At 52.1% G+C, this 21,249-nt stretch carries 20 protein-coding genes; all 20 read right to left on the reverse strand.

Features of this window, described 5'->3' with window-relative positions; translation table 11 throughout:
- Positions 1 to 372 precede the first annotated feature (372 nt).
- A complete protein-coding gene (lysS, locus tag H8B09_RS28960; RefSeq protein WP_191207062.1) occupies positions 373 to 1,890 on the reverse strand; it encodes a lysine--tRNA ligase in 1,518 nt (505 codons plus the stop codon).
- A gap of 140 nt (positions 1,891 to 2,030) precedes the next feature.
- The gene (gene greA / locus H8B09_RS28965; RefSeq protein ID WP_191207063.1) at positions 2,031 to 2,507 is read right to left on the reverse strand and encodes a transcription elongation factor GreA; all 477 of its coding nucleotides are present in this window, start codon (positions 2,505 to 2,507) and stop codon (positions 2,031 to 2,033) included.
- A 213-nt stretch (positions 2,508 to 2,720) separates the two neighbouring features.
- Positions 2,721 to 3,749 (reverse strand): tRNA dihydrouridine synthase DusB, encoded by a 1,029-nt coding sequence (gene dusB / locus H8B09_RS28970; protein WP_191207064.1) that lies wholly within the window; start codon positions 3,747 to 3,749, stop codon positions 2,721 to 2,723.
- Between the two features lie 33 nt (positions 3,750 to 3,782).
- A complete protein-coding gene (locus tag H8B09_RS28975) occupies positions 3,783 to 3,995 on the reverse strand; it encodes a helix-turn-helix domain-containing protein (protein ID WP_191207065.1) in 213 nt (70 codons plus the stop codon).
- Positions 3,977 to 4,504 carry a 2-amino-4-hydroxy-6-hydroxymethyldihydropteridine diphosphokinase gene (gene folK, locus H8B09_RS28980; protein ID WP_191207066.1) on the reverse strand — a complete coding sequence of 176 codons (528 nt, stop codon included), beginning with the start codon at positions 4,502 to 4,504 and terminating at the stop codon, positions 3,977 to 3,979. The genes H8B09_RS28975 and folK overlap by 19 nt, the downstream gene beginning before the upstream one ends.
- Entirely contained in the window at positions 4,482 to 4,868 is a 387-nt protein-coding gene (gene folB, locus H8B09_RS28985) for a dihydroneopterin aldolase (RefSeq protein ID WP_191207067.1), read from the reverse strand. Before folB ends, folK begins: the two co-directional genes overlap by 23 nt.
- Before the next feature lie 54 nt (positions 4,869 to 4,922).
- A complete protein-coding gene (gene folP, locus H8B09_RS28990; RefSeq protein WP_318152823.1) occupies positions 4,923 to 5,780 on the reverse strand; it encodes a dihydropteroate synthase in 858 nt (285 codons plus the stop codon).
- Between the two features lie 10 nt (positions 5,781 to 5,790).
- Positions 5,791 to 6,669, reverse strand: a complete 879-nt coding sequence (pabC, locus tag H8B09_RS28995) for an aminodeoxychorismate lyase (protein WP_191207068.1) — start codon at positions 6,667 to 6,669, stop codon at positions 5,791 to 5,793.
- Complete coding sequence (gene pabA / locus H8B09_RS29000; protein WP_191207069.1) at positions 6,666 to 7,247, reverse strand: aminodeoxychorismate/anthranilate synthase component II; 582 nt, start codon at positions 7,245 to 7,247, stop codon at positions 6,666 to 6,668. The genes pabC and pabA overlap by 4 nt, the downstream gene beginning before the upstream one ends.
- Complete coding sequence (locus H8B09_RS29005; protein WP_224754121.1) at positions 7,244 to 8,830, reverse strand: anthranilate synthase component I family protein; 1,587 nt, start codon at positions 8,828 to 8,830, stop codon at positions 7,244 to 7,246. Before H8B09_RS29005 ends, pabA begins: the two co-directional genes overlap by 4 nt.
- 241 nt (positions 8,831 to 9,071) lie before the next feature.
- The gene (cysK, locus tag H8B09_RS29010) at positions 9,072 to 10,010 is read right to left on the reverse strand and encodes a cysteine synthase A (protein WP_191207070.1); all 939 of its coding nucleotides are present in this window, start codon (positions 10,008 to 10,010) and stop codon (positions 9,072 to 9,074) included.
- Positions 10,011 to 10,143: 133 nt separating this feature from the next.
- Positions 10,144 to 11,082, reverse strand: a complete 939-nt coding sequence (locus tag H8B09_RS29015) for a peptidylprolyl isomerase (protein WP_191207071.1) — start codon at positions 11,080 to 11,082, stop codon at positions 10,144 to 10,146.
- A gap of 18 nt (positions 11,083 to 11,100) precedes the next feature.
- Positions 11,101 to 12,000, reverse strand: a complete 900-nt coding sequence (gene hslO, locus H8B09_RS29020) for an Hsp33 family molecular chaperone HslO (protein ID WP_191207072.1) — start codon at positions 11,998 to 12,000, stop codon at positions 11,101 to 11,103.
- Positions 12,001 to 12,108: 108 nt separating this feature from the next.
- Positions 12,109 to 12,897, reverse strand: coding sequence for a type III pantothenate kinase (locus H8B09_RS29025; protein WP_191207073.1), 789 nt, complete (start codon positions 12,895 to 12,897; stop codon positions 12,109 to 12,111).
- 3 nt (positions 12,898 to 12,900) lie between these two features.
- The gene (nadC, locus tag H8B09_RS29030) at positions 12,901 to 13,758 is read right to left on the reverse strand and encodes a carboxylating nicotinate-nucleotide diphosphorylase (RefSeq protein WP_191207074.1); all 858 of its coding nucleotides are present in this window, start codon (positions 13,756 to 13,758) and stop codon (positions 12,901 to 12,903) included.
- Positions 13,751 to 15,364: an L-aspartate oxidase gene (gene nadB, locus H8B09_RS29035; protein WP_191207075.1), complete on the reverse strand. Its 1,614-nt coding sequence runs from the start codon at positions 15,362 to 15,364 to the stop codon at positions 13,751 to 13,753. The genes nadC and nadB overlap by 8 nt, the downstream gene beginning before the upstream one ends.
- 36 nt (positions 15,365 to 15,400) lie before the next feature.
- Positions 15,401 to 16,339 carry a quinolinate synthase NadA gene (nadA, locus tag H8B09_RS29040; protein WP_191207076.1) on the reverse strand — a complete coding sequence of 313 codons (939 nt, stop codon included), beginning with the start codon at positions 16,337 to 16,339 and terminating at the stop codon, positions 15,401 to 15,403.
- Between the two features lie 261 nt (positions 16,340 to 16,600).
- Positions 16,601 to 18,211 carry a glycoside hydrolase family 26 protein gene (locus H8B09_RS29045; RefSeq protein ID WP_191207077.1) on the reverse strand — a complete coding sequence of 537 codons (1,611 nt, stop codon included), beginning with the start codon at positions 18,209 to 18,211 and terminating at the stop codon, positions 16,601 to 16,603.
- Between the two features lie 190 nt (positions 18,212 to 18,401).
- Positions 18,402 to 20,432 carry an ATP-dependent zinc metalloprotease FtsH gene (gene ftsH, locus H8B09_RS29050; RefSeq protein ID WP_191207078.1) on the reverse strand — a complete coding sequence of 677 codons (2,031 nt, stop codon included), beginning with the start codon at positions 20,430 to 20,432 and terminating at the stop codon, positions 18,402 to 18,404.
- 102 nt (positions 20,433 to 20,534) lie between these two features.
- Positions 20,535 to 21,074 carry a hypoxanthine phosphoribosyltransferase gene (hpt, locus tag H8B09_RS29055; protein WP_191207079.1) on the reverse strand — a complete coding sequence of 180 codons (540 nt, stop codon included), beginning with the start codon at positions 21,072 to 21,074 and terminating at the stop codon, positions 20,535 to 20,537.
- Between the last annotated feature and the right edge of the window lie 175 nt (positions 21,075 to 21,249).

A 21,249-nucleotide genomic window follows, 5' to 3' on the forward strand; every position in this document is an offset into this window, starting at 1 on the left:
GCTTGTTTAGCTCATTTAAAACATTTAAACTGACAGTTTCGCTCGTTGTTCAGTTTTCAAAGAACAATTTCGACAACTTTTACATCTTACCAGATGTTAATCAGTGTGTCAAGCATTTCTTTTTGTTTTGTTTCGACAACGTTCATTATCTTATCACATGATCGTGTGTCTTGCAAGCTTTTTTTTAAAATCTTATTCTGAAGTTGTTCACTTCAACGTTTGATTCGTTTTAAGCTCGCCGGTCTTATGTTTCTCGGCCGGAATTAGAATATACCATAGGCGAACGCCCCATTGCAACCCCTAATTTCAAAAAAGTTGCGATTTCAAACAAAAAGCCGACTGCACACGGCAGTCGGCTCTTATTAACCTCTATCACTCACCTGCGCGGTGGCGCATATGAGGGAACAGCAGAACGTCGCGGATCGACGGCTGGTTCGTCAACAGCATAACCAAACGGTCGATACCGATGCCCAGACCGCCAGTAGGCGGCATACCATACTCAAGCGCACGAATGAAGTCATCGTCCATCTCATGTGCTTCATCATTGCCATGCTCGCGCTCAAGCAGTTGTGCTTCGAAACGCTCGCGTTGGTCGATTGGATCGTTAAGCTCCGTGAAGGCATTCGCATGCTCGCGCGCTACGATGAACAGCTCGAAACGATCCGTGAAACGTGGATCTTGCTCGTTCTTCTTCGCCAGCGGCGATATTTCAACAGGATGACCCGTAACGAATGTAGGCTGAATAAGCGTGTGCTCGCAGAAATGCTCGAAGAATGCGTTCAGGATATGGCCCGTTGCCCAGTGCTTCTCAACCGGAACTTTGTGCTCGCGCGCTGCCGCATGTGCTTCCTCGTCCGTAATTTGCGAGGCGAAGTCAACGCCTGTCGCTTCCTTAACGAGATCAACCATCGACACCCGGCGCCATGGCGTACCGAGGTCTACTTCGTATTCTCCATAAGGAATAACCGTCGAACCAAGCACCTCTTGCGCAATATGTTTCACGAGGTTCTCGGTGAGTGCCATGATGTCTTTGTAATCCGCATAGGCTTCGTACAGTTCAATCATCGTGAACTCAGGGTTGTGGCGAGTCGAGATACCCTCGTTACGATAAACGCGGCCGATCTCATAAACCTTCTCCAGGCCACCGACAATGAGGCGCTTCAAATGAAGCTCGATTGCAATACGCATGTACAACTGCATATCAAGTGCATTATGGTGCGTAATAAATGGACGAGCGGATGCTCCGCCCGCAATGCTGTGCAGCGTAGGCGTCTCTACTTCAAGATAGCCGAGCGAATCCAAGTAACGGCGCATCGACTGGATAATACGCGAACGCGCAATAAACGTTTGCTGTACATCCGGGTTCGTGATCAAGTCTACATAGCGCTGACGGTAACGAAGCTCTACATCCTTCAAACCATGGTGCTTGTCCGGAAGCGGCAGAAGCGATTTCGTCAGTACAACGATCTCCTTCGCCTTAACAGACGTCTCCCCCGTGTTCGTCTTGAAGACAACACCTCGAACACCGACGATATCACCGATATCGAGCAGGTCGAATGCGGCATATTGCGTTTCGGAGAGCGTGTCCTTACGCGCGTAGATTTGGATCTTGCCAGACAGGTCTTGGATATGCGCGAACGACGCTTTACCCATACCGCGTTTTTGCATAATGCGGCCGGCAAGCGCTACTTCGACATGCTGCTCCTCGAGCTGTTCCTTCGTTGCTTCTTCATTAGCTGTAATGATGTCCTTGGCGTAATGCGTCCGCTCGAACTTGCTGCCGAATGGGTCTACACCCAGAGCACGCAGCTCATCCAGTTTGTCGCGGCGAATTTGCAAAAGCTCGCTCAGTTCTTGTTGTTCCAGTTGTTGCTGTTGGTTCTCTTCCAATTGTAACCACTCCTAACGGTTGACGCCGACGCTGCAGCCTTATCGGGGCAAGACAAGGAGGCGCTAATTTGTATGCGAGCCTCACTTACGAACGAAAAAGCTTCCAAGGGAAGCTTTTTCGAAAGGGCCGTACGTAAACCTTATTTTTTGATTTCAAGAATTTTATATTGAATGATGCCGGCAGGGACGTTAACTTCGACAGTTGCGCCGACTTTTTTGCCCAGAATCGTCTTGCCTACCGGGCTTTCGTTCGAAATTTTGTTGTTAAGCGGATCCGATTCAGCCGTACCGACGATCGTATATTCCACAACATCGCCGAATTCCAAATCTTCCACTGATACCGTGGAACCGATGCTTACCGTATCCGTATCGATATCTTCGTTGTTGATGATACGAGCGTTGCGCAGCATTTTCTCAAGCGTAATAATACGTCCTTCGATGAATGCTTGCTCGTTCTTCGCGTCCTCGTATTCCGAGTTCTCACTGATGTCACCGTATCCAATGGCAACTTTAATCCGCTCTGCCACTTCGCGGCGTTTCACCGATTTGAGGTTTTCAAGTTCCTCTTCCAACTTCTTGAGACCTTCTTGAGTTAGAATAACCTCTTTATCGCTCATCTTGTGATTCTCCTGTCGTGTGACATATTTTCATACACCTTATGCCGCCTGTATGAATTCACCATTACTTAATATATTGCGCAAAGCCCGCTCCATGACGCCTCGTTCAGGACACGCATTGAAGCGCTTGCTTGTGTTTATATTGCTTGATTATATTGCAGTATCACATCAAATGTCAATCAAAGCCAGCCCCCATGCGGGACATACTTCGTCCTACTGTGCAGCGGCTTCGCCATCCGACCAGCTGGCGGATACCGGCTTATGCGCATCCTCTGGAAGTGCGTCGATGTACTGGTTCAGAATTGCCACCATGTTGTCGCGGCCCGTCTCTTCCATGATGTTATCCTTGATGCGCGCCGATCCTGGCAGACCTTTCATATACCAAGCCATATGCTTGCGCATTTCGCGTACCGCAGTCGATTCACCCTTCAGGCTGACAAGACGGTCCATATGCAGGATCGCAATCTCCATCTTCTCCTTCGGAGTCGGATCTGGAGGCAGCTCGCCGCGCGTCAAATAATGCACCGTACGATACAGCATCCACGGATTGCCGAGTGCGCCGCGTCCGATCATAACGCCATCTACACCCGTATGCTCAAGCATCCGCTTCGCATCTTCAGGCGTAAATACGTCACCGTTGCCAATGACAGGTATGGATACGGCTTCCTTAACCTCTTTTATAATGTCCCAATTCGCTTTGCCTGTATACAGCTGCTCGCGAGTACGGCCATGAACACTAACTGCGCTGCCGCCAGCCCGCTCAACTGCACGTGCATTCTCAACAGCAAAGATATGTTCATCATCCCAGCCAATACGCATCTTCACCGTTACCGGCTTGTCGACAGCTTCCGTTACAGCGGATACCATCTCATAGATCTTATTCGGATCAAGAAGCCAACGCGCCCCCGCGTCGCACTTCGTTACCTTCGGAACCGGGCAGCCCATATTAATGTCGATAATATCAGCATTCGTCTGTTTATCTACGATCTTGGCAGCTTCTACGAGCGACTTGCGGTCACCGCCGAAGATTTGCAAACTGAGCGGCTTCTCCCGCTCGTCGACGAAGAGCATCTCCATCGTTCTTTTGTTACCGTGAAGAATCGCTTTGTCGCTTACCATCTCGGCACAGACGAGCCCTGTTCCAAACTCCTTGGCAATAAGACGAAAGGCCGGGTTGCAGACACCGGCCATCGGCGCAAGCACGACATTGTTCTTCATCTCGATGTTTCCGATTTTCAGCATGCTACTCGTAACTCCTTCCTTCCGTTATATTGCCTAGTTACCGCTAATTCGAATTAATTCATTGTAGTCAATCCCAAGCGTATCCGCAATGTTGGTCAGCAGCTTCGGATCCGGCTTGCGCGTTCCCCGCTCCAGCGATCCAAGTACCGCCACCGAAACATCAAGCCGCTGCGCAAGCTCCTGCTGGGTAAAACCTTTTAATTTGCGAAAAGCGCGGATGCGTTGTGCTAATAGATCGTTATCCATCGCTTGATGCCTTCCTTTCCGTCCTGACAGGCCGATGTGGCAGATTGCTCTGCCGCCGCGCGAAGCGGATGCGTCTTCGTCAGCACGTCGCAAAGCGGCACCAAAACAAATGCTCGTTCCATCATCCGAGGATGCGGCAGTGTCAGCCGCTCCGTATCCATCGATACATCTTCGTATAAAAGCAAATCCAGATCAACCGTCCGCGGGCCCCATCGAATATCTCGCACACGGCCAAGCTGCTGCTCAATATCAAGCAGTGCCGTCAGCAAGTCATCGGGCGTCAGTGTAGTTCGAACCGCAACGGCCATGTTCAGAAATGCAGGCTGGTCGGTATAGCCGACCGGGTCTGTCTCATATATGTCCGACATTCGCTCGACCCGAATGCCTTCTCTTGCTGAAAGCTGTTCAATCGCTTGCCGCAGCGTCTGTTCCCGGTCGCCCAGATTAGAGCCCAGCGCTACGTAAGCTTCATTAAGTCCCGCCTGACTAGACGGGAACGATTGTACCATGTTCATCCCGCTTTCTGCGAAGCTCAACCGTTACTCCGTCAAAATAAATTTCGAACGGCGGATTCGGCTTCGTGACACGAACCGTCACTTCATTGAGATTAGTATAAGACTGTAGAAGCCGCGTTGCAATGGCACCGGCCAGCGCTTCGATCAGCTTAAAGGGCGGGCCTTCCACAATCTCCTTCGTTACCGCGTGGAGCTCGGCATAGTTAATCGTTGCGTCCAGGTCGTCCTCTGCCGCCGCGCGGGATAGATCCAGCTTCAATTCCAGCTCTACTTCGAACTTCTGTCCAAGCTTATTCTCTTCCGCGTATACGCCATGATAACCGAAAAAACGCATCGCTTTCAATGTCATCGTATCCATCTGTACGTCTCTCCTTACAAGCTTAAGCAAATTAATTGCCCCGCAAGCATACGTTTACCCGCGTGTGCGATCCCGGTAAACAATCGCGTCGGTCATCATCGCCGTTCGCTTGATTGCCTGCACATCATGCACGCGAACAATGCCGCATCCTTGTGCGATACCGAGCGCAACTGTCGCTGCCGTTCCTTCGACGCGTTCATTCACGGGGATGCCCCCGAGCGCCTGACCAATGAAACCTTTGCGTGAAGTTCCAAGAAGTACAGGATAGCCGAGCGCCGCCAGATCAGACAATCGGCCCATCATCGCAATGTTCTCTGTGTAGTCCTTCGCGAAACCAATGCCAGGGTCCAGCCATATCTGTTCATCGCGAACGCCAGCATCATGCGCAATTCGAACACTTTCCTTCAAGTCAGCAAGTACATCAGCAATGAAATCAGCATAGTTCCGGTCCGGACGATTGTGATTAATGATGACAGGGCAGCCATATTCAGCTACAACCTTCGCCATCTCCGTGCTGTATCGCAGCGCCCAAATATCATTCACGATATGAGCTCCTGCTTCGAGTGCTTGGCGGGCTGTTTCTGCTTTATAGGTATCAATAGACAGCGCCATCTGTGGAAGCGCCTCTCGCAGCGCACGGATAACGGGCACGACGCGGCTGATTTCTTCCTCGGCAGACACAGGCTCGAAGCCAGGGCGTGTAGACTCGCCGCCAATATCAATAATGTCTGCGCCTTCCGCAGCCATCTGCTTAGCCCGCCCTACCGCTGCACTTAAATTGTCATAACTTCCTCCATCCGAGAAGGAATCGGGCGTTGCGTTCAAAATCCCCATGATGAGCGTTCTTCTGCCGAGCTCTAATGTAACTCCGCCGCTTAATTGGACGGTGCGCACAACGGGTTGATGTTCTATGATGTTCACGCTACTCCTCCTTGCTGCAGTCCTGCCGATAGCTAGCTAACAGCTGCTGATGAATGCGTCCGGCGCGACCGCTGCCAACTTGATAATGCTCTCCGTTCGAGTCTGTCAGTGTCGTAATCGGAATCAGCTCCTGAATCGAGCTTGTCATCCACGCTTCATCCGCTTCGACAAGCTCATTCCACCGATATAATCCTTCTTCAACAGAGTATCCCGCTTCCGCAGCCAATTCCATCACCCGCTCACGCGTGATGCCAGGCAATATCCCAGCGTCGAGTGATGGCGTATAAACCCGATTGTTGCGGACAAAAAATAGATTGCTGACGATTCCCTCCGACAGATAACCTTCCTTGGTCAGCAGAAGACCCTCCGCTCCTGCCGAAGCGCCTGCTCGCAGAAGCTCCTGCTTGGCGATTATATTATTCATATAATGCAGTGATTTTAAGCGAATTTCGCCTTCCGGCGTGTTCCGTACCGTCTGCAGCAATCGTAATTCCCGACCCAGCTCATAAACGGATGGAGGGGTCACAGGAAGCTGCTTCACTAACAGCCAGACATTCGGCCTCTCATAAGCGCCAGTCGGCAGACCAAGCCCTTCATCGCCTGCCGAAACCGTCATTCGTACATAAGCGTCTTCCAAATCATTAGCTGCAATCACTTCCGACAGCCATTCACGAATGATTCGTTCATCAGGCGAATAACTAATCTGCAGCGCACGACAGCCATCCGTCAACCGCCGAAGATGGCGATCCAGCAAATACGGCTCACCGCCATAAGTACGGAATGTCTCGAATAATCCCAGTCCGTACAAAAAGCCGTGGTCGTATACGCCGACCACAGCTTTCTCCGCTTCTATGACGGAACCGTTGTACCCGACCTTCATCGTGCCGCGCCTGCTCGCAAAGAGAGGAAGTTGCGCAGCATGTTCAGGCCGTTCTCCGTAATAATCGATTCCGGGTGAAATTGCACGCCTTCAATTGGATACTCTTTGTGACGCAGACCCATAATCTCGCCTTCTGCCGTCTCTGCCGTAATCTCGAGGCAGTCTGGCAGCGTCTCACGCTTCACAATAAGCGAGTGATAACGAGTTGCCGTGAATGGGGATGGGATTCCTTCGAAAATCGTTTTGCCGTCATGCAAAATCTCAGACGTCTTGCCATGCATCAATTTCTCTGCGCGTACAACGTCGCCGCCGAATGCTTGTCCGATCGACTGATGGCCGAGGCAGACGCCGAAGATCGGAATCTCACCTTTGAATCGGTCGATGACAGCCAAGCTGATGCCGGCTTCATTCGGCGAGCATGGTCCCGGCGAGATAAGGATATGGTCCGGCGCAAGCGCAGCAATGTCGTCCAATCCAATCTCATCGTTGCGTTTGACGACGATGTCCTCGCCAAGTTCGCCTAAGTATTGAACCAAATTGTACGTAAAAGAGTCATAGTTGTCGATGACTAGAATCATGTCGACTCTCCCCCTTCTATTCCATTATCAAAGCGTTCGCTGAGCCCAATTGCCTTCCACAACGCCTTCGCTTTGTTAAGAGATTCATAATATTCCCGCTCCGGAATGGAATCGATGACGATCCCTGCTCCAGCTTGGACATGAACGACTCCGTCCTTAACGGTTATCGTTCTAATAATTATATTAAATTCCATATTGCCACAGTAGTCAATCCATCCGAGTGAACCTGTATACGGCCCGCGCCTCGTCGGCTCCAACTCTTCGATGATTTCCATCGTTCGAATCTTAGGTGCGCCCGTAATCGTACCGCCCGGGAAAGTCGCTGCAATAACATCGAATGCATCCTTGCCATCTGCAATCTGGCCATCTACCTGCGAGACGAGATGCATGACGTGCGAATAGCGCTCGATAACCATCAGTTCTTTCACATGAACGGACCCGTATTTCGAAATCCGACCAAGATCGTTGCGCTCCAGGTCGACGAGCATAATATGCTCGGCGCGTTCCTTCTCCGATTCAAGAAGCTCCCGCTCCATCGCAGCGTCTTCCTCTGCCGTCTGTCCGCGGCGCCGTGTGCCGGCAATCGGCCGCGTTGCCAATAGACCATCGCGCAGCTCAACGAGCAATTCAGGCGAGCCAGACACCAGTTGGAAATCGGGACAGCGCATGAAGCCCATGTACGGTGACGGATTGACAAGCCGCAGCCACTCGTAGAGCTCTTCTGCGGCGACCGCTGCCTTTTTACTCTGACGAAGCGATAGATTGACCTGGAATACATCCCCCTGACCGATATACTGTTGAATACGGCGGACGGCGTCCTCGTATGCGGTTCTGCCGAATGGCGAGAACGTATCCTTAACAGCTTCCACGTTGACGGCCAGCGACTCCTCCTCCAGCATACGTTGACGCTGCTCCCGCAGCTTAACTTTCTCAACAGCAGATTGACTTTCTCCGAACAGCTTCGTCCATAACGCCGCCATCTCTTCCGTTCTCACAAGGGCTTGTTCGAAACAAGCGCGCAGCTCTCGCTCATTCAGATCGGCATGCACATTCGTGCTTACAGCACAGTAAAGCGACCCCTCTTCCCGGTCCACAATCCACAGCTCGTCGAATCGCATGAATACGTAATCCGGTAGACCCAGATCATCATCTGCCAGCACTGGCAGCCGCTCAATAGAACGAATAATGTCATAGCTCCAAAAGCCTGCGCAGCCTCCCGTCCATTTGGGCCCGCTATGAAGTGCTGGTCCAACGTATGGCTCCATCCACCGTCTTACCACGTCAATCGGTTTGCCCTGCCATTCAGCGGATTGCCCCGCTGTCTGTCCTACCCACTCTGTCGACATAGCGCTTTCGCCCTTGCCTTGAATAACCGACACCGGTTGAAGCCCCAAATAGGTATACCGGCCTCCCTTGCCGCTCTCAAGCACGATTGAATAAGGACCAGCCTCTTGCCAAGCTGATTCCCATGATGCAACCGTGCTGCTGTTCAGACCTACTAACGGCTGCTTGTGAAGCATCGGCAAGGTTGTATAAGTCCGTTCTTTATGCCACTGAAGCCACTGCTCCCAGTCGATGATCAACCTCGTCTACCCCCGTTACAATTCCAGCTATTTCGCCTAGTATACAGAATCAGCAGGAAAAAGAAAAGGCGCGTGGCGCCTGATCTGACGGCTCCAATAGGAACGAGAAAACCTCTACCGGGGCCATAACGAGATGAGCAGCCGCGCCTAGAGGTTAGTTGTAACGCCAATGCTACGGATGAAATGAAAAGTCCCCCATTCCCGAGGAATGAAGGACCTTAAATCATCTATCGATAATGAATTAGTTCTCGAAGTTGAAGAGCGGCGTGCTCAGGTAGCGCTCACCGTTCGAAGGAACGATTGCAACTACACGTTTGCCTTTGCCCAGTTCTTTCGCCACTTTGAGAGCTGCAAAGATTGCAGCGCCGGACGAAATACCGCACAGGATACCTTCTTCGCGAGCAGCGCGGCGCGCCGTCTCGAATGCATCTTCGTTCTCAACCGTAATAATGCCGTCATAAATCTCACGGTTCAAGATGTCCGGAATGAAGTTCGCACCGATACCTTGAATTTTGTGAGGGCCTGGCTTACCGCCGGACAGAATTGGCGATGCGGAAGGCTCAACTGCATATACTTGGATACCTTCGAAGTTCTGTTTCAGCACTTCGCCTGCACCGGAGATCGTGCCGCCCGTACCGATACCTGCGATGAACGCATCCAGCTTGCCGTCGAGCGAGTTGATCGCTTCAACGATTTCCGGACCTGTCGTTTCGCGGTGAACCTTAACGTTCGCTTGGTTCTTGAATTGTTGCGGGATGAAGTAGCTTGGGTTCTCTTGAGCAAGCTCTTCTGCTTTCTTAACTGCGCCGTTCATACCTTCCGACCCTGGCGTCAGGACGAGATCAGCACCGTAAGCGCGAAGCAGGTTGCGGCGCTCGATGCTCATCGTTTCAGGCATAACGAGAATTGCTTTATATCCTTTGGCAGCGGCTACCAATGCCAGACCGATACCCGTGTTACCGCTCGTTGGCTCAACGATCGTATCACCCGGTTTCAGAATGCCTTCCTGCTCTGCTGCTTCAACCATGCTGATCGCGATGCGATCCTTAACGCTTGCGCCTGGATTCTGGTACTCAAGCTTTACATAGATTTCAGCGCTATCTTCAGGTACAAGACGGTTGAGACGTACAAGCGGTGTATCCCCGATCAGATCTGTAACACTTTGAACAATCTTAGCCATTGATAAACTGCCTCCTTATTCCGACTAGTTCAGTAGGTTTTACTATTTCCAATCTTATCAACGCACTATGAAATTGTCAATACCCTCTTTCCTGTCTATTCCAGATGGAAGACAGAAAGATCAAGGCATATGACTAGTGTGCATTGTACTGCGCGAGCAGTGCATCCTCAACCTGAGGAAGCGGAGGCGCCAGTTCAAGCGCTGCCCGGCGATATGCTTCTTCGATCAGACGATCACCCGCTAAGCCGCCATGCTCACGCCGCTCGTCCAAACGAACGATGGCATATCCGCCATCCGTCTTAACTGGGCCGCTGATTTCGCCTACCTCTAGTGAGGCCCCCGTATCCAGCAGCACCTTCTCGATGAACGGATCATCCGATTCGATTATGCCCAAGTCCCCGCCGCCGTCGGCTGTATACGAATCAATCGAGTCAGACTGTGCCAACTGTTCGAATCGTTCACCATTCTGGAGCCGCTGTAGAATGTCGTCCGCCAATGAGCGTGAGGGCAGTAGAATCCACCGAAGATGAAGCTCTGTTGCTCCCGCAAACTCGGCCGAATGCTCGTTTATGTATGTATTCACCTGCTCGTCTGACACTTGCACATTCCGAATCGCGATCTGCTCCAGCAGCAAGTTGTAGCTGGCGTCATCCTGAACATCCTGCCTTGTTAGGCCCAACTGCGTCCTCATCGCCTCGTAATAATCGGTTTCAGACTCGTAGCCATCCATCATCCGGGACAGCTCCGCTTGGAGCTGCTCCGGCGTTACTTCCAGGCCGCTTGCCGCAGCCTCTTGTTTCACCGCTTCGCGAAGCATCATCGTTCGAAGCATCTCTTTGCCATATCGGCGCCGCAGCTCTTGATCAAGCTCTTGCTCGGTAATCGTACGGTCACCAATCACGCCTGCCGTCGCGCTGCCGGCTTGCCCCTTGTTCGCCCCCGATTCCCCTGAACCGTCTATCGACTTCTCCCGAAGGAACGGCACGTAGTGGCTCGTTACAACGACAGCCACTACAATCATACATAGTGCTTGCAGGCACACCAGTCCCTGCAGCAATCGGTCTTTCTTCATCCCCGTCAAGCCTTTCGATTATTGGAGGGGCTTCGGTTTCGCTTGCTCGAGCAGATGCTGCAGCTGTGCACTATCAAACATGTAGGTCTCATTGCAGAAATGGCATACGACTTCGGCTTTTCCGTCTTCCTCTATGATTTGTTGCAGCTCTTGCTGACCCATGCTGATCAGCGTTCGTTCCGTGCGCTCACGCGAGCAGCGGCAGCGGAAATGAATATCCGTCGTATCGTGAATCGTCAGATCGTCCCCAACGAGGAACTTCAAAATTTCTTCAGGCGTTTCACCTTGATCCAGCAGTGCCGTTACTGGCGGCATCATACTAACCGCTTGCTCCAGACGCGTAAGCTCCTCATCCGTCAGACCCGGAAGAACCTGTACAATGTAGCCGCCTGCATGCAGGACAGAACCGTCCGTATCTACCAGCACGCCGAGACCAACTACCGATGGCGTCTGTTCGGACACTGCGAAGTAATACGTAAAGTCTTCTGCGAGCTCGCCGGATACGATTGGCGAACTGCCGCGATAAGGTTCCTTCAAGCCGAGATCCTTGATGATATGGATATAACCGTTGCGGCCGACTGCACCAGCAACGTCCAGCTTTCCTTGCGAGTTGCTAGCCATATGAACTTGCGGATGATCCACATAACCGCGCACATTGCCCTTCGCATCTGCATCAACCACGATCTGACCGATCGGGCCGTCGCCTTTGACCTGAATCGTCAGCTTCTCTTCGCCTTTCATCATTGCGCCCATCATCGCGCCAGCCGCGAGTGTACGACCGAACGCAGCCGTTGCAGTCGGGAATGTGCCATGTCTGCGCTGCAGCTCGCTAACGAGATTCGTTGCTCGAACCGCAAACACCCGAATACGGCCGCCCCATGCGGTGCCCCGCAATAAAATGTCTTGTTGTGCTTCCATGATCGGATGCCTCCTGACATCAGGATCTTTGAACGTAACATCAGGATCTTTGAATCGAGTTCAAAGTCACTCTGCCTATTCAAGTCACTCTGATTTCTTATTTAATAATTAAGCTTCGCTTACGTTAGCATTATCCTGATTGCGTTCATAAATGATACGCAGTCCTTCGAGCGTCAACAGCGGATCAACCTCATCGATCGTCTCCGACTCCGCTGCGATCAGATCGGCAAGTCCACCTGTCGCGACTACGCGCGGGGTAACGCCGAACTCCGATTTGATACGGCGGACAATACCGTCTACCTGACCCGCATAGCCGAAAATAATGCCTGCCTGCATCGATGTAATCGGATTGCGGCCAATGACGCTCTTCGGACGGACAAGCTCGATGCGGGGCAGCTTCGCCGCACGCTGATACAGCGCTTCGGTCGAGATGCCAATGCCCGGCACAATCGCGCCGCCCAGGTAGCTGCCCGTCGCGTCGATGTAGTCGAACGTCGTCGCCGTACCGAAGTCAACGACGATGAGCGGCTTGCCGTATTTCTCGATACCCGCTACGGAATTGACGATTCGGTCCGCGCCAACCTCGCGCGGGTTCTCGTAGCGGATGTTCAGGCCCGTCTTCACGCCAGGACCAACGACAAGCGGCGCCTTGCGCATATACTTGATGCACAGCTGTTCCAGCGTACGCATAAGCGGCGGCACGACGCACGAAATAATAACGCCGTTCACCTGCTCAATGGACAGACCGGACAGATGAAGCAAATTGTAAATCGAGAGACCATACTCATCGACAGTAGCCGAACGGTTCGTACTCAGCCGCCAGTGGTGCAGCAGCTCTTTGCCGCGATAGACGCCAAGTACAATATTGGTATTGCCAACATCAATTACGAGAATCACGCTTTATGCCCCGCCCTTCTTCTCATTCAGGTCGAGACTAATGTCAAGCGCATTGAATGAATACGTCAGACCGCCGACACTGATCACATCAACCCCAGTCGATGCGATGCCGCGTACGGTCTCCAGTCGAACGCCGCCAGATGCTTCTGTAATCACGTGCGGCGAATGCGACTTCACGTAACGAACGGCTTCCGTCATAGCTTCCAAGCTCATATTATCAAACATGATGATGTCTGCACCACTATTCAGCGCTTCTTCAATCTGCGCCTTCGATTCGGTCTCGACCTCAATCTTCATCGTATGCGGAATGCGCGCCCGCGCCCGTTCTACTGCTTCACGGATGCTGCCCGCTCCTTTAATATGATTGTCCTTAATCATGACGGCATCATACAGGCCAAAACGGTGATTCGCGCCGCCGCCGACACGAACCGCGTATTTCTCCAGCATGCGATGGCCCGGCGTCGTCTTGCGTGTATCGACCAGACGAGTCGGCAGTCCTTCAAGCGCATCTACGAAAGAGCGCGTCTTCGTCGCAATGCCCGACAGTCGCTGCATCAAATTAAGCGCCAGCCGTTCGCCAGTTAGCAGGCTGTGCGTGCTGCCCTCTGCCTCTGCGATGACCGTCCCTTTGGTTACATGATCACCATCTTGTACAAGCGCTTGATATACAATACCCGGATCAACGATTTCGAACACAAGCTTCGCGATATCAAGACCTGCAATAATGCCGTCTTCCTTCACATGAATAACAGCTTTCGAACGGCTGTCCGCTGGAATCGTCGTCTCTGTCGTAATATCGCCCATGCCGATATCTTCAGCTAACCAAGCACGTATCTGCTCGCGCAGTGCGTAATCATACATCGTGAATCCGCTCCTCTGTTGCTCCATATTCCCGGTGCAGCACCGTATGCTTGCGCCAATGCTTGTCATCACGTTCCGGGAAGTCCTCACGGGCATGCGCCCCGCGGCTCTCTTCACGCCCAAGCGCTCCCTCTGTCGTCAACAATGCGCATGTCAGAAGGTTGGCAAATTCATATTCTTCCCGCTTCGTAAGCACGCTCTGGAAAATCGGCAACTGCCGCTTCAGCTCTTCGAAGCCTCTAGCAAGCCCTTCTCCGCTGCGGCGCAGGCCGACATAACGAACCATTACCTTCTGCAGCTTCAACCTGCGTTCGACGACAGCCTGAATCGGCACGCCGTTGCGCTCCGCCTCATAATGAATCGAAGGCGTAAACGACAGGGGCGGCAGACCCGCAATTCGATCAACGATCCGTCTGCCGAAAACAATCGCCTCGGACAGCGAATTGCTTGCCAGTCGGTTCGCGCCATGTACGCCAGTCGACGAAACTTCGCCGCAGGCGAACAACCGTTTAATGTTCGTTTCGCCATTCAGATCCGTCTTCACGCCGCCCATCGTATAATGCATCGCCGGCGCAACAGGAATCCAGTCCGTTGTCAGATCAAGACCGTATTGTAAGCAGTATTCGTAAATCGTCGGGAAACGATGCTTCACCATCTCCTCCGACTCATGTGTAATGTCGAGATAAACAAACGTCGACTTCGTCTCTTCCATCTCGCTGACGATCGCGCGTGCTACAACGTCGCGCGGCGCCAGTTCCAACTGTTCGTGATAGCGATCCATGAATCGCTCACCTTTAATATTGCGCAGGTAAGCCCCTTCGCCGCGGACCGCTTCCGAGATCAGGAAGCGCGGTGCGCCCGGATAGCAGAGCGATGTCGGATGGAATTGCAGAAACTCCATATCTCTTATGTAAGCACCTGCGCGGTAAGCCATCGCTACACCGTCACCAGTTGCAACGTCAGGGTTTGTCGTATACCGATACAGCTGGCCAGTGCCGCCGGAGCATAGAATAGTCGCTTTGCCGCGAACGAATAGGCGACTGCCATCCGGTTTCTGAACGATCGCACCGCAGCACTCGCCATCTTGCGTCACAAGATCGATGACGAAGTGGTCGTCCCACACATCGATCCCGTCCATCGCCATCGCTTTCTCCGAAAGCGCCCGAACGATCTCATATCCCGTTGCATCCCCATTCGCATGCAGAATGCGCCGCTGGCTGTGCGCCCCTTCCTTCGTCAGAGCGAATTCACCGTTCTCGCGGTCAAATTGCGTCCCCATCCGAATCAGATCGTTCACGCCGTCCGGCCCCTCATGCACGAGCGCTTCGACCGCATCGCGATCGCAGAGCCCCGCTCCTGCAATGAGCGTATCCTCGCGATGGTAAGCCGGGGAATCGTCCTCGGAAATGACCGCGGCGATTCCCCCCTGCGCATAACGCGTATTGCTGTCCATCAGCGATTTCTTCGTAATCATGAGAACAGAGCCTTGCTCACTTGCTTTTATAGCGGTAAAAAGACCGGCGATGCCGGCCCCAATAACGATTACATCTTTATCAACAACCGGCAGTTCATCCAGTCGTACATCAATTAGATAATTAGGAATCATAAGGACAGATGCCTCCAGGTCACAAGGATGCGATCACTATTTCACTTGCAGCATACGCTCGAGCGATTGACGTGCTGAGTCAGCGACTGCAGGCGGTACATAAACTTGCGGCTGCATCGTCTCCAGGCATTTAACAAGCTTCTTCAAATTGTTGACCTTCATGTTCGGGCATACCAGATACTTCGTTGCAAAATGGAACGTCTTGTTCGGGCTGTCAACTCGCAGCTGATAACCCGTACCGTCCTCCGTACCAACGATGAACTCTTGGCAGTCGGAGTTTTTGCAATACTCGAGAATGCCGGTCGTGCTGCCGACATAGTCGCCAAGCGCTACAACTTCCGGACGGCATTCCGGGTGAACGACGAACTGTGCGTTCGGGTGCTTCGCCTTCATCTCTTCAACATCTTTAACCGTAAGCATATCATGCGTGTTGCAGTAGCCTTCCCAGATGATCATCTTCTTGTCCGTATGCTGCTGGACGTAGTGACCGAGGTTCTTATCCGGAACCCAGATGATCTCATCGGACTCAACCGAGTTGATAACCTTCAGCGCATTGGACGACGTACAGCAAATGTCCGTCTCCGCCTTGATCTCAGCCGAAGAGTTAATATACGTTACAACCGTAGCGTTCGGATGTTGCGCCTTCAGCTTGCGAAGGCCATCAACGTTAACCATGTCCGCCATCGGGCAGCCTGCGCGCTCATCCGGAATAAGAACTGTCTTGTTCGGTGCAAGAATCTTCGCGCTCTCGCCCATAAAATGCACGCCGCAGAACACGATAACGTCCGCGTCCGTTGCTGCAGCTTTCTGAGCAAGCAGGAACGAATCGCCTCGGAAGTCCGCTACCTCTTGAATCTCATCACGCTGATAGTAGTGCGCAAGAATAATGGCGTTACGCTCCTTCTTCAATTGCATGAGTCGTTCGCGCAGCTCGCGGTTCTGCTCTGCTTTCCGTTCCAATGCCAATGCTTCCATCGGTAGGTCTCTCCTCTTCGCGCGGTCTTGTTTTCATTCATAAAATATGATGGACTATGTGAATTCGTGCACATACTTTGCCGCCGCATAATTGATAGTGTGAACAAAAGATGAATGTTTTTTTAGTTAACATTAAATGTACACATTGCGACGAACGCTGTCAATTGCTAGATCATAGCAGAGTCGTCCAACTTTTCAACCAAATCGCTCTTCTTCAAAAAATAAGCCGCCACTTCCGTTCGAAGCGGCGGCTGTACCGTTCTATTTGACCGTTACGGCCACCTTCTGTGTCGTAGCGAGCTTACCCGCCATATCGTACGCTTTGACCACAATATCGATCTTCTTGCCCTTATAGGGTTTGAAATCGATCGCTGCTGTCCATGGTACACCGATCGTTGTTGCGACTAGCTTGTCACCAATCTCATAGGTCACCTTGCTGAGCATTGGCGTCCAGGTCTTCACATAAGCCGAAACCTTCTGCGGCCCCGCGTCTACCGTCGAGCCGCCGATAGAGCGATAAGCAATCGGAGATTCGTCACCGATATTGCTTAGATAGAATGGGCTTGCTATCGACTTCTTATAGGCGCTGAGCAGCTTATCGTTCGCAGACAGCATATAAAACTTAACGCGACTGGAATTATCATGGTTGCTGTCAAACCAGAAAACGGCTTTCACCTTCGGATACAGCATCGGCAGCGAAGCATAGAACTGCTTGATCTGATAGTTCGCCCAGTTCGTCTTGTCCTGCATTTTCTCCGGATACATATACGACACGCCGCCCTCGGAGATAAATACCGGCTTGCGCTTCGCATACTGCTTATAGATATAGTCGAACCTCTCGATGTGGCTGGAACGGTCCTCGCCCTTGTTCAACGGATCGAGTGTCGGATTGAATATCGTATACAAGCTCACGCCTACCCAATCGACATACGCGTCCCCCGGATAATAATCATTGATCGTGTACTCCGGCGTTGCTCCCGGCGCCCATACCATCGCAACATTGTCAGGCGCCGTCTTATGCAGCACATTGGCCACAAGACGGAACTTCTCGATATACTTCTTCGGGTTGCCATTCCACGGCACCCAATTGCCGTTCATCTCGTTCGCAAAACGCAGGAACACGGGAATACCCGCATCCGCCAGATCCTGTGCAAATTGGTGCAGGTACTCATCATCCTGTACCTCATCAAGCCCTTTCATCGGCTGTACGCCGATTTCGAGTGCCGTCCCGGCCGCCTTCGCATGCTCGATATGGTTCTTTAGTGTAGACAATGGCTTCCCATATTCAAAATAAAGCAGGTAGGCCGCGTGCTTCTTGCCTGTGAGCTGCTCGAGCCCCTCTGTATAGAACGGCTTGCCCGTTGCCGCATTATGCACGGCCGGGTCCAGCTCCGCGTAGGCGCCCAGCAGCGCCCCGTTCTTCGGCTCGAAGAGTGCGCCATGCGTATTCGCATTGCCGAAGACAGCCGCCTGCGTCTCGACGAACAGCTGCGTGCGACTGCGCAGTGCATCAGCTTTGCGCTTCGCTGCAATGCTAACCTGCGTCTGTCCAGCCTTGTCTGCGTACAGCGCTTCCTTGTCCCAGTTGGCGACAGCCTCATCATACTTGCCGAGATAAGAATAGTCAGCGCCAATATAGCGGTACATGTTCGTGGCGTTGCCGTATTCCCCCAGCTTCACGAACTCCGCAGCAATCGTCTGATACTTCGCGATCGCTTCTGCATATTTCCCCTTAACCTCCAGCTGCTGCGCTTCTTTATAGATCCCCCACACGTTGAGCGCATAGGCACTGCCTGCCGGTACAGCCGCCACGACGACGATCGCAGCAATAATACCTAGCGCGATAGACCTCCAGCGATAACCTCTTGCCATGATAAACTCCCCCATTGATGCTTATGTATGAGGTTAAGTCTAACATAACAGGCGTGTTACAGGAATAATATTCCTTGTACTATTTCACCTAAATCCTTCCTGCGGGAAAATCTGATGTAGGGATAGAAACGGCAAAAAAAGGCTGCTGCCCAGTTCTAAGAACCAGACAACAGCCTCTATTGATTTAGTACTATTCGTTCTTATCCGGATCTGAGCCAGTGCCGCGATCGTCGTCGCCGGCTTTGTCGGTCGAATCGCTGACAGGCGTAGAGGACTCTTCGTTATCCTTCGTCTGAATGCGGACCTTCACGCCGCCGATCGTATCGACCTTCACATCGGAACGGAATTCTTCCGTAGAAGTCGTTGTTTCTCCCGCAGGCAGTTCGCCAGTCAGCGAGCCAGTCTCGATCAGACGCTTGATCTGGTCAAGCTCGAGTGTCTCTTCGCTAAGCAACGTCTGTGCGATGAGATGCATTTCCTTCGACTTCTCGGTAAGGAGCTTCTTCGCCCGATCGTAACACTCATTGATAAAGAACTGCATCTCTTGATCAATTTCGTATGCGATCTTATCCGAATAGTTCTGCTCGTGACCGATATCACGTCCAAGGAACACTTGACCCTGGCTGCTGCCGAACTGCATCGGACCGAGCTTATCGCTCATACCGTATTCCATGATCATGCTGCGAACGATACTTGTTGCTTGTTTAAAGTCGCTGTATGCACCCGTGCCAATTTCGCCGATGAAGATTTCTTCTGCGACGCGGCCGCCGAGCAGACCCGTTACTTTATCAAGCAGCTCCTGCTTCGTGACAAGCATGCGGTCTTCCTTCGGCATCATGATGACGTAACCGCCAGCCTTGCCGCGAGGAATAATCGTAACCTTGTGTACCGCATCGGCGTGTTCCAGGAAGTAGCCAACGATCGTATGGCCTGCTTCGTGGTAAGCGACGATCCGTTTCTCACGGTCACTGATAACGCGGCTGCGTTTCTCTGTACCGACGATGACGCGGTCGATCGCTTCATCAACCTCAACCATAGCGATATCTTTCTTGTTGCGGCGTGCCGCGAGGAGCGCCGCTTCATTGAGCAGGTTCTCCAGGTCTGCGCCTGTAAAGCCTGTCGTACGTTTCGCGATGATGTCCAGTTTAACATCCTTGGACAACGGTTTGTTGCGAGCATGCACTTTCAGTACTGCTTCGCGGCCCTTCACGTCTGGACGGTCTACCGTAATTTGACGGTCGAAACGGCCTGGACGGAGAAGTGCAGGGTCTAGAATATCAGGGCGGTTCGTTGCTGCGACGATAATGATACCTTCATTCGCACCGAAGCCGTCCATCTCAACGAGCAATTGGTTCAGCGTCTGTTCGCGCTCGTCATGTCCGCCGCCGAGGCCTGCGCCCCGCTGACGGCCAACGGCGTCAATCTCATCGATAAAGATAATACAAGGTGCGTTCTTCTTCGCATTCTCGAACAGGTCGCGGACGCGCGATGCGCCGACACCTACGAACATTTCAACGAAGTCAGAACCGGAAATGCTGAAGAATGGTACGCCTGCTTCGCCTGCAACTGCACGAGCGAGCAATGTCTTACCTGTACCTGGAGGGCCCACGAGCAGTACGCCCTTCGGAATACGTGCGCCAACGGCTGCGAATTTGCGAGGATCCTTCAGGAACTCAACAACTTCGACAAGCTCTTGCTTCTCCTCATCGGCACCGGCAACGTCCTCGAACGTTACGCGCTTCTTCTCTTCGTTATACAGACGTGCACGGCTCTTGCCAAAGTTCATTACCTTGCCGCCGCCACCCTGCGCTTGATTCATTAAGAAGAAGAACAGGATAAAGATGATCACGAAAGGAATGATGGATGTTAGCAGCGTGAGCCACATGCTCTCGCCCTTCATCTTCTTGTACTCTAGCTCAATGCCATTCTTAGATGCTGCGTCGTCGATTTCTTTCGTGACGAATTCATCGACGCTCGTGCGAGTATAGAATTGCTTCTTGTTGGCTTCCGGCGGCTTCTTATATTCACCAGTGACCAAATAGGAATAGCCATCAAATTGAAGTTCTAAACTCTTGACATTGTCCGTTTGAAGCGCTGTCCTAAACTCATCGTATCGAATTTCGGCCGATGAGTCGTTTTGGCTGCTAATAAATTGGACAATCCCCACGGTCACCAAAAAAATAAGTAGATAAAATCCAGATGTCCGGATGATTCGATTCATCCCCAACCTCCTCTCGAGACGCTCTAAATATTTTACCATAGCATGACTTTCCATCACAATACGAGACGGCGTCACACTGAGGTGATCCTAATCGGGTACTGCTTACTTGCTGTATACTTCCGGCTTCAGAATGCCGACGAACGGCAGGTTGCGGTAGTGCTCGGCATAGTCGAGGCCGTAACCTACAATAAATTCGTCTGGCAGCGAGAAGCCCTTGTAGTCAGCCTCCAGCTCAACGGTACGGCGTGCCGGCTTGTCGAACAAGGTGACAACCGTTACCGATTTCGCGTTGCGGCGTTCCAGCACATCGATTAGGTAGCTGAGCGTCAAACCGCTGTCAATAATATCTTCGACGACGAGTACCTCGCGTCCTTCGACCGTTACATCAAGATCTTTAATGATTTTGACAACGCCGGACGACTTCGTCGAGGCCCCGTAGCTTGATACCGCCATGAAATCGAGCTCTACAGGTATACTTAATTGTTTAACCAGATCCGCCATGAAAATAAACGCGCCTTTCAAGACGCAAATAACGAGCGGATTACGCCCTTCGAAATCCTGGCTGAGTTGCTCTCCGAGCTCCTTCACCTTGTTCTGAATCGTCTCAGCATCAAACAGTACTTCTTGGATATCGTTTAGCAAATTAAAGCCTCCTAAAGATTTTGCGAATTACAAATGGGATTCGATTAGAATCTCATGGTGAGCAAAAGCCGCATCGTAAGCATAAACTTGATTTTGCGAATTACAAATGCGATTAGAATTCCATGGTGAGCAAAAGCTGCTTCATAAGTCAGCAATTGAACAAGTTCAATCGCTC

Source organism: Paenibacillus terricola (genome assembly GCF_014779765.1).
In the GTDB taxonomy this organism is placed as follows: domain Bacteria; phylum Bacillota; class Bacilli; order Paenibacillales; family Paenibacillaceae; genus Paenibacillus_T; species Paenibacillus_T terricola.

What these genes read in the sequence shown, in the direction of transcription:
- greA (WP_191207063.1), bottom strand. Translation starts at nt 2,507, where the DNA reads ATGAGCGATAAAGAGGTTATTCTAACTCAAGAAGGTCTCAAGAAGTTG.
- dusB (WP_191207064.1), bottom strand. Translation starts at nt 3,749, where the DNA reads ATGCTGAAAATCGGAAACATCGAGATGAAGAACAATGTCGTGCTTGCG.
- H8B09_RS28975 (WP_191207065.1), bottom strand. Translation starts at nt 3,995, where the DNA reads ATGGATAACGATCTATTAGCACAACGCATCCGCGCTTTTCGCAAATTA.
- folK (WP_191207066.1), bottom strand. Translation starts at nt 4,504, where the DNA reads ATGGTACAATCGTTCCCGTCTAGTCAGGCGGGACTTAATGAAGCTTAC.
- folB (WP_191207067.1), bottom strand. Translation starts at nt 4,868, where the DNA reads ATGGATACGATGACATTGAAAGCGATGCGTTTTTTCGGTTATCATGGC.
- pabC (WP_191207068.1), bottom strand. Translation starts at nt 6,669, where the DNA reads ATGAAGGTCGGGTACAACGGTTCCGTCATAGAAGCGGAGAAAGCTGTG.
- pabA (WP_191207069.1), bottom strand. Translation starts at nt 7,247, where the DNA reads ATGATTCTAGTCATCGACAACTATGACTCTTTTACGTACAATTTGGTT.
- cysK (WP_191207070.1), bottom strand. Translation starts at nt 10,010, where the DNA reads ATGGCTAAGATTGTTCAAAGTGTTACAGATCTGATCGGGGATACACCG.
- H8B09_RS29015 (WP_191207071.1), bottom strand. Translation starts at nt 11,082, where the DNA reads ATGAAGAAAGACCGATTGCTGCAGGGACTGGTGTGCCTGCAAGCACTA.
- hslO (WP_191207072.1), bottom strand. Translation starts at nt 12,000, where the DNA reads ATGGAAGCACAACAAGACATTTTATTGCGGGGCACCGCATGGGGCGGC.
- nadC (WP_191207074.1), bottom strand. Translation starts at nt 13,758, where the DNA reads ATGTATGATTACGCACTGCGCGAGCAGATACGTGCTTGGTTAGCTGAA.
- nadB (WP_191207075.1), bottom strand. Translation starts at nt 15,364, where the DNA reads ATGATTCCTAATTATCTAATTGATGTACGACTGGATGAACTGCCGGTT.
- nadA (WP_191207076.1), bottom strand. Translation starts at nt 16,339, where the DNA reads ATGGAAGCATTGGCATTGGAACGGAAAGCAGAGCAGAACCGCGAGCTG.
- H8B09_RS29045 (WP_191207077.1), bottom strand. Translation starts at nt 18,211, where the DNA reads ATGGCAAGAGGTTATCGCTGGAGGTCTATCGCGCTAGGTATTATTGCT.
- ftsH (WP_191207078.1), bottom strand. Translation starts at nt 20,432, where the DNA reads ATGAATCGAATCATCCGGACATCTGGATTTTATCTACTTATTTTTTTG.